Source organism: Streptococcus sp. HMSC074F05 (assembly GCF_001808725.1).
Taxonomy (GTDB): domain Bacteria; phylum Bacillota; class Bacilli; order Lactobacillales; family Streptococcaceae; genus Streptococcus; species Streptococcus parasanguinis_I.
In genome coordinates this window covers 19,374-34,626 of sequence record NZ_KV794401.1, presented here as the reverse complement: position 1 = coordinate 34,626, position 15,253 = coordinate 19,374, and the positions used below count along the sequence as shown (strand labels likewise).

At 44.9% G+C, this 15,253-nt stretch carries 15 protein-coding genes; 2 read left to right on the top strand and 13 right to left on the bottom strand.

Annotated elements, in window-relative coordinates; genetic code table 11:
• Positions 1 to 194 precede the first annotated feature (194 nt).
• The 7 genes from HMPREF2685_RS00275 to HMPREF2685_RS00245 form a co-directional block, all read right to left on the bottom strand.
• Positions 195 to 1,235 (bottom strand): aldose epimerase family protein, encoded by a 1,041-nt coding sequence (locus tag HMPREF2685_RS00275; protein ID WP_070464587.1) that lies wholly within the window; start codon positions 1,233 to 1,235, stop codon positions 195 to 197.
• 81 nt (positions 1,236 to 1,316) lie between these two features.
• The gene (locus HMPREF2685_RS00270) at positions 1,317 to 2,486 is read right to left on the bottom strand and encodes an SIS domain-containing protein (protein ID WP_070464584.1); all 1,170 of its coding nucleotides are present in this window, start codon (positions 2,484 to 2,486) and stop codon (positions 1,317 to 1,319) included.
• 83 nt (positions 2,487 to 2,569) lie between these two features.
• The gene (locus tag HMPREF2685_RS00265) at positions 2,570 to 2,974 is read right to left on the bottom strand and encodes a PTS sugar transporter subunit IIA (protein WP_003002366.1); all 405 of its coding nucleotides are present in this window, start codon (positions 2,972 to 2,974) and stop codon (positions 2,570 to 2,572) included.
• Between the two features lie 11 nt (positions 2,975 to 2,985).
• Positions 2,986 to 3,804, bottom strand: coding sequence for a PTS system mannose/fructose/sorbose family transporter subunit IID (locus HMPREF2685_RS00260; RefSeq protein WP_023920055.1), 819 nt, complete (start codon positions 3,802 to 3,804; stop codon positions 2,986 to 2,988).
• Entirely contained in the window at positions 3,791 to 4,705 is a 915-nt protein-coding gene (locus HMPREF2685_RS00255) for a PTS mannose/fructose/sorbose/N-acetylgalactosamine transporter subunit IIC (RefSeq protein WP_023920053.1), read from the bottom strand. The genes HMPREF2685_RS00260 and HMPREF2685_RS00255 overlap by 14 nt, the downstream gene beginning before the upstream one ends.
• A 26-nt stretch (positions 4,706 to 4,731) precedes the next feature.
• Complete coding sequence (locus HMPREF2685_RS00250) at positions 4,732 to 5,208, bottom strand: PTS sugar transporter subunit IIB (RefSeq protein ID WP_003009322.1); 477 nt, start codon at positions 5,206 to 5,208, stop codon at positions 4,732 to 4,734.
• Positions 5,205 to 6,992, bottom strand: a complete 1,788-nt coding sequence (locus HMPREF2685_RS00245) for a glycoside hydrolase family 35 protein (protein WP_070464582.1) — start codon at positions 6,990 to 6,992, stop codon at positions 5,205 to 5,207. Before HMPREF2685_RS00245 ends, HMPREF2685_RS00250 begins: the two co-directional genes overlap by 4 nt.
• Before the next feature lie 132 nt (positions 6,993 to 7,124).
• Between HMPREF2685_RS00245 and HMPREF2685_RS00240 the strand changes: the two genes are divergently transcribed.
• On the top strand, positions 7,125 to 7,841 hold the full coding sequence (locus HMPREF2685_RS00240; protein ID WP_049472675.1) for a GntR family transcriptional regulator: 717 nt from the start codon (positions 7,125 to 7,127) through the stop codon (positions 7,839 to 7,841).
• Between the two features lie 463 nt (positions 7,842 to 8,304).
• On the opposite strand, the gene purB is transcribed toward HMPREF2685_RS00240, so the two are convergent.
• From purB to purD, 6 genes are all read right to left on the bottom strand, one after another.
• Entirely contained in the window at positions 8,305 to 9,603 is a 1,299-nt protein-coding gene (gene purB, locus HMPREF2685_RS00235; RefSeq protein ID WP_031572837.1) for an adenylosuccinate lyase, read from the bottom strand.
• 55 nt (positions 9,604 to 9,658) lie between these two features.
• Positions 9,659 to 9,886 (bottom strand): hypothetical protein, encoded by a 228-nt coding sequence (locus HMPREF2685_RS00230; RefSeq protein ID WP_003009311.1) that lies wholly within the window; start codon positions 9,884 to 9,886, stop codon positions 9,659 to 9,661.
• An 8-nt stretch (positions 9,887 to 9,894) separates the two neighbouring features.
• Entirely contained in the window at positions 9,895 to 10,845 is a 951-nt protein-coding gene (locus HMPREF2685_RS00225) for a ketopantoate reductase family protein (protein WP_070464580.1), read from the bottom strand.
• A complete protein-coding gene (gene purK / locus HMPREF2685_RS00220; protein ID WP_070464576.1) occupies positions 10,846 to 11,937 on the bottom strand; it encodes a 5-(carboxyamino)imidazole ribonucleotide synthase in 1,092 nt (363 codons plus the stop codon).
• Positions 11,924 to 12,412 carry a 5-(carboxyamino)imidazole ribonucleotide mutase gene (purE, locus tag HMPREF2685_RS00215; RefSeq protein ID WP_031572850.1) on the bottom strand — a complete coding sequence of 163 codons (489 nt, stop codon included), beginning with the start codon at positions 12,410 to 12,412 and terminating at the stop codon, positions 11,924 to 11,926. The genes purK and purE overlap by 14 nt, the downstream gene beginning before the upstream one ends.
• 291 nt (positions 12,413 to 12,703) lie before the next feature.
• Complete coding sequence (gene purD / locus HMPREF2685_RS00210; RefSeq protein ID WP_031572852.1) at positions 12,704 to 13,966, bottom strand: phosphoribosylamine--glycine ligase; 1,263 nt, start codon at positions 13,964 to 13,966, stop codon at positions 12,704 to 12,706.
• Positions 13,967 to 14,148: 182 nt separating this feature from the next.
• On the opposite strand from purD, the gene HMPREF2685_RS00205 reads away from it, so the two are divergent.
• Positions 14,149 to 15,168, top strand: a complete 1,020-nt coding sequence (locus tag HMPREF2685_RS00205; RefSeq protein ID WP_031572855.1) for a GBS Bsp-like repeat-containing protein — start codon at positions 14,149 to 14,151, stop codon at positions 15,166 to 15,168.
• Positions 15,169 to 15,253 lie beyond the last annotated feature (85 nt).

The window sequence follows — 15,253 nt, the reverse complement described above, 5'->3', positions numbered from 1 at the left end:
TCTTATAGGGAGATTATTATGAAAAAGTTTTAGGAGTTTTATCATTCAAAGTTAGGAGGTCTTTGATGATGGTATTAGTATACGATAGGAAGCTTAAACTTTCCTTATAGTTTTTCTAAAAAATTTTTTCGAGAAAAAGAGGAGGTCTCAGGCAAAGATTTCACATCCTTGTTTGGCCACTCCCCCTTTTCTTATTATTTTTTTACGATGGCATGGTAGCTAGTCTTACTGATAAAGACTTGACCTGCTCTCAGGATGACCCTCTCAGCCTGGTCACTGTGAATGGCATCTGGCACTGTTTGAAATTCGAGCGCCAAGCCATTGTGCTGAACCATTGGTTGGCCTTGCAGACGAACGGTTTCATCTACGAAATTGGCAGAATACACCACCAAGGCGGAAGCCTCTGACTTGAAAGTCAAAAAGCGCCCAGACGGCTGATGGTAAAGAAAGCCAGCATTTTCATGTCCATCTGGTAGAGCGAAAGGATGGTCCAATCCTTCTACCAGGCGGATTTGCGGATCTGAATCCTTAAAGAGATCCTCTAAGAGCATGGCTTGGTAGAGATGCTGAACGATTGGACTTTCTCTATCTACGGTCTGAAGAGGGACGCCATCTGGGTGGATAGGGTAAAGCCCTTTATGATTGATCTGAAAGACATGGTCATGAATTGGCTGAGTGAAGTTGCCTGATAGGTTGAAATAGCTGTGGTTGGTCGGGTTGACCAAGGTGTCTTGATCCGTTTCTACCCGATAAGCAATCTCGAATTCACCATCTTCCGTTAAACCATAGGTCACCCAGATCTTGAGATTTCCAGGAAAACCGCCTGTCCCATCCGCCCGTTCTGTATAGAGAGTGATTCCTTGATCCGTTACCGACTCCACGCTAAACAAGGCGCTGTCCCAACCCGTCGACCCACTGTGGTTGCAGTTGGCACCGTTATTAACTTCCAAGTGATAGGTCTCTCCATTGAGTTCAAAACTGGCGCCTGCAATCCGACCCGCTACTGGACCAATACTAGCCCCATATTTAGGGCTATTGCCCACATAGTCCTCAAAGCGATCAAAACCTAGGACGATATTGGTAAACTGGTCTTCTTTATCAGGTGTCACATATTCTAAAATCGTCGCACCATAGGTCATGACAGATAATTGGTAGCCCTTGTCATTTTCGAGGCGGTAAGCCCGAACCTCTTGATTCTGCCATTCCCCAAACACGCTTTCTTGATACTGTTTCACAAATCTTCTCCTCTCACTGTTTTTCTCCATTATATCAGTTTCATAAGATGAAACACTCCACTTTTTATAGAAAATTAATGGCTATTCTTTATCAAATGGATGAATGATCACCCCTTGTACAACCCGATTGACAGTACCAGTCGGTGAAGGTGTGTCTGGGCGATTTTGCACCTTGAGCGAAGTCAAGAGAGAAATCAACTGACCGTAGATAATGTATGGGAAGGCACGGTAGATATCTAGAGAGTCTGCTGATGCTTCCACCAACACTTCTCGTACATGCTCAATGCCTGCAGCTTGATCAGACAAGAGAACGACCTGACGGGCAATCTGATCCCCTGCAACTTCGCGAACTAAGTCCAGATCATACTGACGGGTATAAGGATCAATGGAGCCAAAGACCAAGACGAGGGTCTGGTCATTGATGAGGGATTTCGGACCGTGACGGAAACCGACAGGACTCTCATACATGGTTGCGATTTTACCTGCGGTTAATTCCAAAATCTTGAGCTGGGCTTCATGGGCTAGCCCAAAGAAAGGTCCTGCTCCTAGATAGATGACGCGCTCGAAATCTAAATCTACAACTTCCTTGACCTCACGGTCCTTCTCCAAGACCTGCTCTGACAGATGAATCAATTCTTCTACTCGTTTTTCCTTGATTTCTTCCTCACTCGGATCAAAGACCAAGAGGGCTGTCAAGAGCATAGAGGTAAAGCTCGAAGTCATGGCAAAGCCAGCATCGTTGGTTTCTTTTGGTTGGAGAAGCAAGAGATTGCGCTCATCCCCATGCGCCTGCAAAGCCAGTTTTCCTTCAGCTGCACAGGTAATGGTGATCTGATAAAGCTCATCGACCAAGTCTTGGGCCAACTGCACGGTTGCGACACTTTCAGGTGAGTTGCCACTTCGTGCAAAGGAAACTAAGACCGTCGGCACTTCTTTTTTGAGATAGGTTTGAGGATGAGCTACGATATCCGTCGTCGCAATGGATTGAAAATTCCAGTGGCGTTCATCGTGCACTTCCTGCAAGTAAGGAACCAAGGTATCCCCTACATAGGCTGAGGTCCCTGCCCCTGTCAAGATGACCTTGATATAGTCATGCTCTTGCCCAATTTTTTCTAAGAAAGCTTTTATTTCCGCTTTTCTTTCTTGGTACAAGTGAGCCGTTTCTTTCCAAACACTTGGTTGTTGGTAGATCTCACGAGTGGTGATCTCTGCTCCTAGCTCCTGCAAGTCTTCTTTTGTATAGTCTAACATAGAAACTGTTGTTCCTTTCTACAATCTAACGTTGATAAATGGGAAAGGAGCCTGAGATGATGCTCCCAGACTCCCATACCAACCTACTCATCTTCATCATCATCAAGGTTTGACAAGAGGTCATTGACCTTGACAATACTTTCTTTTGCACGTTCAGGGTAGTCCCCTTCATTACCAGTCAGGCTACTATTGATGAACTCGATGACCATCGGAAGATTCATCCCTGCGTATAAGTCAATCGCACGTCCTTCAAGGATCAAGCGGCTCACAGTGTTGCAAGGAGTTCCTCCCAATAGATCAGCAAATACAATATAGTCTTCTAGACCTTGGACTGTTGCTTCAAATTTAGCAGTAAAGTCTTCTGGTCCTTCTTCTGGTAAGAGTGCAACCGTATGGATGGATTCTTGTGGTCCCATAATCATCTCTGTGCTAGCTTTAAGCTCTTCACAGAAGCGACCATGGCTGACCAATACTAACTCTTTTGCCATACCTTACTCCATTATGCCATTCCAAAGAAGAAGTGGCCAAATGCTGAGAATGCGATTGCTGCAAGGATGATGAGCAAGATAGCTTTTGTAGAGTTCATACCCTTACGTCCAAGCAACCAGTAGATTACACCTGTGATGATTGCTGGTACCAAACGTGGGAAGATAAGGTTGAGCATATCTTGAATTTCAATCGCTTTGTCCCCAATGTGTGGAGTCCAAGAAACTTCAACACCAATCATGCTGGCAATCAAGGCACCAACCATGAAGATACCCAGAACGGCAGCTGCGTCGATCAAAGCTGTCAAGGTACTTTGCATGTTGTTGATGAGGTTAACCCCTTCTTTATAGGCAAATTCCAACTGTTTCCAACGGAAAATGTCATAAGCAACTGCCACAGCGATCCACAAGAAGATACCGGCTGGGTTTCCTGCAATAGCCAAAGTTGCTGCGATTGAACCCATAATAGCTGGTACCAATGATCCAAAGATTGAGTCCCCAAGAGGAGCGAATGGTCCCATGAGACCTGTCTTGATCCCGTTCACCGCATCTTTTGATTTGACACCATCTTTTTCTTCCAAAGCAAGGTCAAAACCAGTGATAATGGTGTGGAAGAATGGTGAAGTATTGAAGAATTGCGTATGCAATTTCATCATTTCTTTCAATTCTGGAGTGCCATCACCATACATTTTACGCAACTGAGGTAAAAGCATATAAAGGTAACCAGAAGCCTGCATCCGTTCGTAGTTCCAACCCAATTGGAAGGTGAAGAGGCTACGTTTGTTGATTTGTTTAAAATCTTCTTTTGTTAGTTTGTAATTAGAATTCGTCATCTTCAATTTCCCCGCTTTCTACATTGCTTGCTGGAGCAGCTACGACTGTACGTTGACTGTTTTTGAAGTGTTGTACTGCAAGGAAGATACCGATAATGGCAATACCAATCATAGATACACTCTTGAAGTTGTTAACAAAAGTAATAGCTTGTTCTTTTGGAAGTTTAGCGAACACATCAGAACCAACAATGCTAGACACTGCAGCACCAAGGCTTTGAACATTGCTATAAAGCACTGTCAACATTGCTGTTAAGCCAAAGCCAAGTGCTAAGTAGTGAAGGTTACGACGAACAGGAAGGTAACGAAGCAAGATCGCAAATCCAAGACCTGGAAGCATTTGACCTGCAAGTTTCAGACCGTTTGCCAACCATTGTACATTAGCAAGACCTGTAACAACAGTTTCTACGAAAGAACCACCAAAGGCAAGAGCCAAGAAGACTGGAAGGGCACGAGAAAGAGCCCAAGGAACAGCACCAAGAAGGTAGTTGCGTTCAATTCCTTTATAGTCGTAACGTTCGATCGCAGCATCTACACGGTGAGCGAAGTAAGTTGTAGTCATACGACCAAGAATATCAAAGTAGGTCAACAAAGTTGCTACCGGCACAGCGATTGTAGCAATAGCAATCTCTGGATCAATCCCTTTTGCTACTGAGAAAGCAGTCGCAAGAACGGCACCAGATGTTGCGTCAATACGAGAAGCTCCACCGAAAGTACCTACACCGAGCACTGTCAATTGAAGAGAAGCTCCGATAAATAGACCTGTCTTTAAATCCCCCATGACAAGTCCTGTAATGAAACCAGCAAAGACTGGTGATCCTGCTGATGAAACAATCGTCAACTCATCACAGATTTGATAAGCTGAGTACAAAGTAAGTAGTAAAATTTGCCACCATTGTATCATGACAATTTCCTCCTAAAAATTTTCTTTTACTTTAATAACTTCATAAAGTCTTCTGCAGTGTCGTTTGGCACCATCTGAGACGTAATCTTTACACCTTTTTCGTGGATCTTGTTGAAGTCTTCCACGTCCGCGTCCACCACATTGATCGAGCGGGTAATCGCACGTGTCTCATCAGATTGAGACATATTGCCGACATTCAGCGTTTCAAGCTGAACGCCTGCTTCGATCAAACGAAGGAAACGATCAGGTTTGCGAGCTACGATAAAGAGTCGTTGGCTATCATATTTTCCAGCCAAGATATTTTCCGCAGCCTTTGCGACTGGCAAGATACTGAGCTTAACACCAGGTGGTGTCGCTAGTTTCAAGCCACTTTTTTCAATATCATTTTGAGCGACTTCATCATCGATCACCATGATACGTGAAACATTTAGTTTGGTAGTCCAAAGATTGGCTACCTGCCCGTGGATCAAACGTCCATCGATACGGCATCCTACAATAGTCATAAGTTTTCCCCCTTTACTTCTTTGAATGTAGGTTGTTGAACAAGTTGAAGTGTCTCTTGGTAACGCCCTTCTGTCTCAAAGACGATCAGGCTATTGGCTCCTTCTTTGAGGAAGCCATGAGGCACATAAAGTGAAGTGGTCGGTCCGACTTCCCAGAAGCGACCAAGGTTATGGCCGTTGACAAAGACGACCCCTTTCCCAAATCCTGTCATATCCAGATAAGCGTCAAGGGTGTGATCCAGCTGAAAATCATATCGGTAAAATGCTGGAGCACCTGCCTGCCATTCCTTTGAAAAATCGAGCTGACTGAGATCTTGTAAATCCAGTGGGTACTGCTTCCAATGAAGGTGGAAATGCAAATCCACACAGACACCTGTGCGAATGCCCTTGCGCTGGCTATCAGCTAAGAGCTTGTGCCCGTAGTTGACACGACCCATATTCTCAAGCAAGATTTTTAAATTCGTAACCGCTTTCTTTTTTCCTTTGATGAAAAGATCTTCACCGATCTCTGTTTGGTATTGCGTTGCTACATGTTGATCATCCAGGTAAATCTGTACCCGATCCCGACCATCAATGATGCGCAGTCTTTCTTCTTCCGCATCCAACTCAAGGTCTGTCTCATATAGGAGATAACCTGTGGTTTGCCCCAACTCTTCCATCTTTTCGGGATAAAGGCTGGTCTCGACTTGAGCCAAATTATCCAGATTCCCAAAAAGACTAGTCTTGGCCGCCAATTGCAAGGTCTGTTCTGGTAAACACTCTTTGATGAGCGGTTCTTGCTGTGGGTATTCCGGATAATAGGTCGCCATCATTTTTTGAATAGCATAATACTTCTCCGTCGGATTGCCCTGCTCATTGAGCAAAGCCCCATAGTCATAGGACGTCACCTGTGGCAAATCAAGCGTCCCCCGAGCTGAACAACCATTCATGAAGCCAAAATTGGTTCCGCCATGAAACATGTAGAGATTAATGGAGCCAAGCTCCAAGACCTCATGGACAGCTTCAGCCAACTCCTCTGGGTCCCTTTGAATCACAGGTTCTTTCCAGCGGGTAAACCAGCCATCCCAGAATTCCATACACATCAAGGGCCATCTCTTGCCGTATTCGTCAAAGAATTCTTTCATTTGACCAAAGTTATAGGCTGCTTTGGAACCGAAGTTTCCTGTCACGAAGAGGTCTTCTTCGATCAAGGTTCCTGCTCTTAGAGTTGCTCGCCATGGACCATCTGATGTAAAGAGAGGACAGGTCACGCCTTTTTCCTTCATCAAATCCCGAATGGCACGAAGATAATCCTTGTCTTCTCCATAAGAGCCGTACTCATTTTCCACCTGCATCATGAGGATTGGACCACCCTGATCCACTTGGTAGGGTGTTAACAACCCAAGCAAGCGATCATAATAACGATCCACTGCTTCGATAAAGGCTGGGTCTGATGAGCGAATTCGCAGGTCTTCTTCCAAGAGCCAGGCTGGTAATCCACCAAATTCCCACTCTGCACAGATAAAGGGCGACGGCCTTACAATCATGTAAAGTCCAAGGGATTGGGCGGTTTGAATGAAACGCTCTAGATCCAATCGACCACTAAAGTCAAACTGCCCTTTGCGGGGTTCATGCGCATTCCAAGGGACATAGGTCTCAACCGTGTTAAACCCCAAAGCCTTTAGATTATACAAGGAATGATACCAGTCTGCTGGGTCAATTCGGAAATAATGGATCGCTCCGGACAAAATCTTGAAGGGTTGACCTTTTAAATAGAAAGCATCGCGAATCTCAAAAACTCCCATAAACGCCCCCCTTTCTTATATGTAACCCTTTTCATTTATTAATATAATAAATTATTTAAAAAATGTCAACACTTTTATAAAAAATATGTTAAAATAGGGTTAAATAAGAGAAATCTAAAGAGAGGTAGCACTATGGCAATTCCAAAGTACCAACACATCAAAGATGAATTGAAGCAGCAAATTATCTCCGGAAAATTTGAAAATGGAGATAAATTTTATACTGAAGCTGAACTCATTAAAATTTATGATGTCAGCTCTATCACCGTTGTCCGTGCTTTGAACGACCTCGCTGCTGATGGTTACATTGTCCGCCAGCAAGGAAAAGGAACCTTTGTTTCTCGTGCTCGAAAACACAAACTGGTTGAATTTTCAGATGTTGAAACCTTCCCAATCCAAAAGGCCAAAGTCAAAGTTCTCTCTATTAAACGTGGAAATACCTTAAGCATCCTAGACAAACTAGGCCTCAACCCAACGCAATTCTACTATAAGATCGAACGGACTCGCCAGACAGGGGATGATACCTATATCTTCCACCAAACCTATGTTCCTGAACAATACATCAATCCAAACTATCCAAATTTGGAATACTACAGCTCTATCTATGATCGCTTCAAAGAAGACTACCACATTCATATGAATGACGAGCACTTCGAAGAAGTCAACGAAATCGTCTTTCCTACACCAAGCAAGGTTGCTAAAGTATTGAAGATCGACGAAAATTTCCCAACGGTCAAACAAGTGAAGACGACCAAGCTAGAAGCGACTGGCCAAATCCTTGAATACACGGAAACCTATAAACGCGGTGACTACTACAAGATCAAGTTCATCTCCTGTGACCGCGATCACTAAGAACCAAAAAGACTGAGACATCTCGGTCTTTTTTATAACTCCAGTATAGCATGTTGAAAACGATTTCTAAAGACCTCTTTAAAAATATATATAATTAGTGATAGTTTAGCTATAAAAAGTTTAAAAAGGGAGTGGGAAAGAACTCTGAAGAATTAAAAAAGATCGAAAAGGTTCCCCGAACCTTTTCGATCTTCCCACCCCCTCATAGCTTCAACAGTCTGGGAGACTGTTGAAGGCTGCAGATCAAGGAAACATTGCTTCCGTCACCATAGGTCATCTTTGGAGCTTCATAAGCGAACAAAGACTTAGGATACTTGCTTCACAACTCCTATCCACCACCTCAAAGCAGTGCTTTGAGCAATCAACCACTGCGTCTTGCAGTTATTCTTATCAAACATCAAAGGCTGGACAGTTTTTGCCCAGCCTCTTTCGTCTATTTTTCAAATTCCCTTTTTCGTTGCGATTAGTCACCCAAACCGATGCGTTCAAAAATTTCATCCACCCGTTTGGTGTAGTAGCTTGGGTTGAAGATTTCGTCGATTTCTTCTTGAGTGAGACGAGAAGTCACTTCTGGATCTGCTTCAAGAAGTGGTTTGAAGTCTACTTGGTTATCCCATGATTGAGCAGTCTTCGGTTGAACAAGGTCGTAAGCTTGCTCACGTGTCATGCCTTTTTCAATCAAAGTCAACATGGCACGTTGGCTGAAGATCAAACCAAATGTAGAGTTCATGTTGCGGATCATGTTTTCTGGGAAGACTGTCAAGTTCTTAACGATGTTTCCAAAACGGTTGAGCATGTAGTCAATCAAGATGGTTGTGTCTGGTGCGATGATACGCTCAGCTGATGAGTGAGAGATATCACGCTCATGCCAGAGTGACACATTTTCGTAAGCTGTGACCATGTGACCACGGATCACACGCGCAAGACCGGTCATGTTTTCAGAACCGATCGGGTTGCGCTTGTGAGGCATTGCTGAAGATCCTTTTTGACCTTTGGCAAAGAATTCTTCCACTTCACGTTGTTCAGATTTTTGAAGACCACGGATTTCAGTTGCCATCCGCTCGATAGAAGTTGCGATGCTCGCAAGAACTGCAAAGTACTCAGCATGAAGGTCACGAGGAAGGACCTGTGTAGAGATTTCTTGAGCACGGATACCCAATTTATCGCAGACGTATTTTTCAACGAATGGTGGGATGTTGGCAAAGTTCCCAACCGCACCAGAAATCTTACCAGCTTCCACGCCAGCAGCCGCATGCTCGAAACGCTCGATGTTGCGCTTCATTTCGCTGTACCAAGTCGCCAATTTCAAACCAAATGTTGTCGGCTCAGCGTGCACACCGTGGGTACGACCCATCATGATAGTGAACTTGTGTTCTTTCGCTTTGTCAGCGATGATGTTGAGGAAGTTTTCAAGGTCCTTGCGGATGATGTCGTTGGCTTGTTTGTATAGGTAACCATAGGCCGTATCTACCACGTCAGTAGAAGTCAAACCATAGTGAACCCACTTACGTTCTTCACCAAGCGTTTCAGAAACCGCACGTGTGAAGGCCACCACATCGTGACGCGTTTGCTGCTCGATTTCAAGAATACGGTCGATGTCAAAGTCCGCTTTTTCGCGAATCAAAGCCACATCTTCCTTAGGGATTTCCCCCAACTCAGCCCAGGCTTCGTCAGCCAAGATTTCCACCTCAAGCCAAGCACGGTATTTATTTTCTTCAGTCCAAATGTTCGCCATTTCTGGGCGAGAGTAACGTTCGATCATATTATTATTTTCCTTTCTTTTGATGTTTCACATCAGTTAGCAACCAACAGTCGTTTTATTCAAATTCTTCTTTTCCAATCCACACCGATGGATAGTGATCGAGTGTATTCAAATCCGTATCCAGAGGCAGATCATAGATGGCTAAATAGTTTTCAGAATATTGTGCAACTAGCTCTTCATACTTAGCTTTCACCTTTTCGTGATCACTACTAGCATACAAGACTTCGACGACTGCTCCTGTCTTCTCTTTTTCGACAAATGCGTTGACGATGAGTTGAATCATAAAACCTCCTAAATCGAAATGCCCTTCATATTTGCTTCCAGAATAGGCATCTTCACACCTAACTCCTGACCAGTCTGATAAACACTTTGACAACAATAGAAGATGTCCTGTTTATCATTGTGTAAGGTCATGATTTTTCGGGTTAGCTCATTTTTCGCAAACATAACTTTCATGGCTTTGCCGGCTATCCAAGCCGGAATTTTGTAGGGTAAGAGTTCTGCCTTATAAAGTTTCAAATTCACACCACGCGCTTCTACAACTTTCAAAGCTTCTCGAATGGCCTTGATAGCTAATGATAATTCCGAAGAACTATTCATCAAGTTCAGAGCCAATTCTTCTGGATTTTCCAGATTCCCTGAACGAGCAGCTGTCGAAGTAACACCCGCATTAATCGCCATATGAATCCAAATCCACTCGACCATATCATGAGGCACTTCCCACTTCAAATCTGCAGAAGTCAGTAAAGTCGTCAAATCAGAATAGTTAGAAATGTGTGCTTTTTGCTCAGCTTCTAGCATTAAATGGTCAAACAAGACACCATCCAAATGGTCCTCCTGCATGTGACCTCCAGCTGTCGGAAAGGCCAGAATATAGTCGTAATCCCCTGCCCACTCTTGGACCTCTTTTCGAGTATCCCAGAAATTGCAGAAGAAAACAAGGGTACCTTTGATATTATTTTTTCGCAAGGTCTCCACAGCTTCTTTGACACACCCATGACGCACACTCAGAAAAATAAAATCATATTCCGAATCAGCTTCCGCCACATGAACCTCATAGGTATCATGCTTGTTCTCACCCTTGGAATGATAGCGACCATCTAGCAGATCAACCGACAACTCCTTCGGAGCTGTGCTTTTCTTACTATCTCTCAGCACGTGTTCCACTTGATGGCCTGCTTTTTGAAAGGCGTAGGCATAAGTGGTCCCGATGACTCCAAGTCCTAGAATCGCTATTCTCACTTAAAAATCAATCCCTTTCCCAAACTCCTCAACCTCATCTGGCACATCACTAAACAAAGTCACATGTCCCATTTTGCGGTTGTGCTTTGCTTCTAGTTTACCATATAAGTGGAGGTGAGCGCTTGGATTTTCTGTCACATATGTTTCAGCAGCCTCGACGTGTTGGCCGAGAACATTGAGCATAACAGCAGGCGCATGAAGCTGGATTGCTGGAAGTGGTGCTCCGAGAACACCCAAGATATGGGTGTCGAATTGGGAGAAGTCACAAGCTTCAATCGAGTAATGGCCTGAGTTGTGTGGACGTGGAGCAATTTCGTTGACAATGATGTCATCAGCGGTTGCAAACATTTCCACGCAGAGAGTTCCAGACAAGTTAAGCTGTTCTGCAATTCGTACTGCCATGGCTTTGGCTTTTTCAGCTAGACTTTCTGAAATGCGAGCAGGCACAATGGTTTTTGAAAGAATGTTGTTACGGTGGATATTTTCCTGAACGGGGAAGACTGTCACATCCTTGCCATTTCCAGATACGATGACAGAAATTTCAAGGTCGAAGTTGACAAACTCTTCTAAAACGCAGTCTGCTGAATCAGCTAACGCATAGGCTTCTTCCAAATCTGCTTCTGAACGAATAACCTTTTGACCATGGCCATCATAACCACCGGTCGCCGTCTTGAGGACATAGTTTTTCGACAGGTCGATATCTGCCAAATCCTGGCTTGAGGTCACGACCTTGTATGGTGCTACAGTGACTTGGGCCTTGTTAGAAAGAAAGTCCTTCTCAAAGATTCGATTTTGAGAGATGCGGAGTAGGTCTGTCCCTTGAGGAAGCTGACCATCTTTGATAACAGCATCCAAACCGTCAGCATCCACATTTTCAAATTCATAAGTGAGAACATCACAGCGATCCGCCAACTGACGAAGAGCATCTACGTCGTCGTAAGGGGCCACGATGATTTCCGCCACACGAGAAGATGGACAATCTGCTGCAGGATCAAGGGTGATAATCTTGTGGCCCATGTAGATAGCTGAGATAGCCATCATCTGACCGAGCTGGCCACCACCGATGATACCAATGGTTTTAGTTGAGCTCATTTGTAGACTCCTCTGCGATTTTTCCTTGTTCTTCAGCAAAGTTAGCAAGCGCATCCGCAATGCCCTTGTCTTCTACTGAGAGGAGACGAAGGGCAAAGAGGGCTGCATTAGTCGCACCAGCTTCACCGATAGCCATGGTTGCGACAGGTACACCACCTGGCATCTGAACGATAGAATAAAGAGAATCCACACCGCTAAGGGCACGAGACTTGACAGGTACCCCGATGACTGGAAGAGTTGTTTTAGCAGCAACCATACCTGGCAAGTGAGCAGCGCCACCCGCACCTGCGATGATGACCTTGATGCCACGGCTACGTGCTTCTTCGGCATGTTTGAACATGAGGTCCGGCGTCCGATGTGCGGAAACAACTTTCTTTTCGTAAGCGACACCGAAGTTGTCGAGGACTTCAGCGGCTTTTTGCATGGTTGCCCAGTCGGATTTTGAGCCCATGATAATGGAAATTACTGGTTTCATTTTTTCTCCTTTTTTGATAATGGTCTTAGGTGGTGGGGACGGAAGCAAACCTTCGGTTTCATTCCTAAACATTGAGCCTAAGGTTTCAATGTTTCCCCCGACCAGAACAGAAACTGTTCTGGTCTTTTCACCACGGCGACCATTATCGGGTTTGGCGACTTCGTCGCCTAAAATAGCAATGATATTTGAAAACTCGAAGAAAACCACAGAGTGACAAGGCAAAGCGACGAAGATAGAACTAACGTTCAGCAAGGAGCTTTAACACAGGCAATCGAAGGTTTTCAAAGAGTTTTATTTGTTAGCCTTACTACCAATATCGTTTCGGTAGAAGAGGCCTTCTGTGTTTTGTTTGTTGAGTTGGTTATAGATGATATTTTGACCATCTTTGACGGTGTCTGCGGTTGTGACCAGCATGTAGACACGTCCGCCGTTTGAGAGGAGGTCTTGGCTATTTTCAGCGAATTTGGCACCAGCATAGTAAGTGATGATGTCCCCATCTGTCTTGGCTGGAAGTTTGACACCCTTCTCATAAGCGAGTGGGTAGCCGTTTGAGGCTACAACCACGCCCAATGTCACACCCTTGTCCGTCCAAGTGATGGCTGGCTCTTTGCCATCCAAAATGTCAGTGATATTTTGCGCAAAGTCAGATGTCAAACGAGGCAAGATGATTTGCGTTTCAGGATCTCCAAAACGAGCGTTGAACTCGATGACTTTCGGTCCATCAGCTGTCAAGATTAGCCCCACGTAAAGGACACCTAGGTACGGACGCCCTTCTTTGATCATGCCTTCAAGAACTGGCTTGACAATGGTGTCAACCGCTGTGTCAACCACGCTCTGTGGCAAGTGAGGAACTGGCGCATAGGCACCCATTCCACCAGTGTTAGGACCCTTGTCACCATCGTAGGCACGTTTGTGGTCCTGAGCTGTTGGCATGATGTAGAACTTGTCCCCATTGACAAAGGCAAAGAGAGAGAACTCTTCCCCGTCAAGGAATTCCTCGATGATCACACGCGCACCAGAGTCCCCAAATTTATTGTCCAAAAGCATCTCGTGAGCGGCTTCGACGGCTTGCTCAACCGTCTCCGCAACGACGACACCTTTCCCAAGAGCTAAGCCGTCTGCCTTGACGACGATTGGAGCACCTTTTTCCTCGATGTAGGCCTTGGCTTCTTCGAAATCTGAAAAAGTCCCATAGGCTGCTGTCGGAACGTCGTATTTGACCATGATTTCCTTTGCAAAATCCTTAGACCACTCAAGCTCAGCCGCAGCCTTGGTCGGACCAAAGGCTTTGAGTCCAGCCGCATTGAAATCATCCACGATACCAGCTGCAAGGGCATCATCTGGACCGATAAAGGTCCAAGCAATATCGTTCGCTTTTGCGAAGTCAATCAGCTTAGAATGTTCGGAAATTCCGATATTGATTAAATCAAGACCGTCCAATGTCATCCCGTCATTACCAGGAGCCACAAAAACCTGCTCAACGTCTCTAGACTCCAACAATTTCTTAGCAATCGCATGCTCACGACCGCCAGATCCAACAACCAAAAGTTTCATCTCGAACCTCTTTTGCGAATTATTTTATTAAATTATATCATAATCGTTCGTTTTATTCTAATGATTTCAGCAAAAGTCTCCTATTTCCAGTAGAATCCAAACATTTTTTGCTATTTTCTCCTATTTCTCATTTTTTTCCGAATAGTATAGGTGAGACCTACTAATTGACGAAAAGGAGTATTATGCAAACGATCAAAAAATTTGTCGTACTGACTTGTGCGACATGGGGGATGCAAGCCTCTATTGCCCATGCAGATCAAGCGACCAATGCGATCTATGCCGAAAAAGGGCAGCTGATGATTCATCTTGGAAATGTCCCGGATAAGTATCATAAGATCCAAGTTCCCATCTGGTCTGACCAAAATGGCCAAGATGACCTGACTTGGTATCCTGTGGAACGCAGTGACAAGGGATTTGACCTACAAGTGCCATTGACCAACCATTCTGATCAAGCCGGACTTTATCATGTCCATGTCTATGGGGTGGAGGCAAATGAACAGTTAACCGGTCTTTACCCTCTCACGACCAGAGTCCAGCAAAAAGACCTCGCCTCTTCCCAACCCAAGATTACGATCACACCCATCTCCTCACAAGAATTTGAGGTAGACCTAAAGTTGTTCGAAGACGTTGACGAGATTGTATTCCCCATCTGGTCTGAAGAAAATGGGCAGGATGATTTAGTCTGGTATCCCGCAAAGAAGATCGCACCTAGACATTTCCAACTGCGCTTTCAAGCTCAAAAACACAAGGGAAGCGGGCTATTTCACCTACATGTCTATCAGAAAAGCCAGGGACAACTAAAAGGGCTATTCCCCACTACATTTCAAGTAGAAAAGGCAAAGCCAAAGCTCACTCCACTCGCGACACATCCGGGAAACACCTACCCCATTGGTGAGTGCACCTGGGGAGCCAAAGAATTAGCCCCTTGGGCCCACAACTGGTGGGGAAATGGCGGCATGTGGGCAGCTAGCGCACGCGCTGCGGGATTCCGGACAGGAGACACTCCAGAGGTCGGTGCCATCGCCTGTTGGGACAATGGGGGATATGGCCATGTTGCCTTGGTTACAGACGTCGAACATGACCAAAAAATTCAGATCCAAGAGGCTAACTACAACGGCCATCGCTATATCGACAACTTCCGTGGTTGGTTCGATCCAACCAACCCCATCTGGGGAACCGTCACCTACATCTACCCAGATTAAGGTCTTCATAACCAGCAGAAAGGGAGTGGGAAAGAACTCAGACTATTTAAAAAAGGTTGAAAAGGTTCCCCAAACCTTTTCAATC

Bases quoted from the DNA above. Each gene is read 5' to 3' on its own strand.
- HMPREF2685_RS00260 (WP_023920055.1), bottom strand. From the start codon at position 3,804: ATGACGAATTCTAATTACAAACTAACAAAAGAAGATTTTAAACAAATC.
- HMPREF2685_RS00255 (WP_023920053.1), bottom strand. From the start codon at position 4,705: ATGATACAATGGTGGCAAATTTTACTACTTACTTTGTACTCAGCTTAT.
- HMPREF2685_RS00245 (WP_070464582.1), bottom strand. From the start codon at position 6,992: ATGGGAGTTTTTGAGATTCGCGATGCTTTCTATTTAAAAGGTCAACCC.
- purK (WP_070464576.1), bottom strand. From the start codon at position 11,937: ATGAGCTCAACTAAAACCATTGGTATCATCGGTGGTGGCCAGCTCGGT.
- HMPREF2685_RS00240 (WP_049472675.1), top strand. From the start codon at position 7,125: ATGGCAATTCCAAAGTACCAACACATCAAAGATGAATTGAAGCAGCAA.
- HMPREF2685_RS00270 (WP_070464584.1), bottom strand. From the start codon at position 2,486: ATGTTAGACTATACAAAAGAAGACTTGCAGGAGCTAGGAGCAGAGATC.
- purE (WP_031572850.1), bottom strand. From the start codon at position 12,412: ATGAAACCAGTAATTTCCATTATCATGGGCTCAAAATCCGACTGGGCA.
- purD (WP_031572852.1), bottom strand. From the start codon at position 13,966: ATGAAACTTTTGGTTGTTGGATCTGGCGGTCGTGAGCATGCGATTGCT.
- HMPREF2685_RS00230 (WP_003009311.1), bottom strand. From the start codon at position 9,886: ATGATTCAACTCATCGTCAACGCATTTGTCGAAAAAGAGAAGACAGGA.
- HMPREF2685_RS00250 (WP_003009322.1), bottom strand. From the start codon at position 5,208: ATGACTATTGTAGGATGCCGTATCGATGGACGTTTGATCCACGGGCAG.
- HMPREF2685_RS00265 (WP_003002366.1), bottom strand. From the start codon at position 2,974: ATGGCAAAAGAGTTAGTATTGGTCAGCCATGGTCGCTTCTGTGAAGAG.
- purB (WP_031572837.1), bottom strand. From the start codon at position 9,603: ATGATCGAACGTTACTCTCGCCCAGAAATGGCGAACATTTGGACTGAA.
- HMPREF2685_RS00205 (WP_031572855.1), top strand. From the start codon at position 14,149: ATGCAAACGATCAAAAAATTTGTCGTACTGACTTGTGCGACATGGGGG.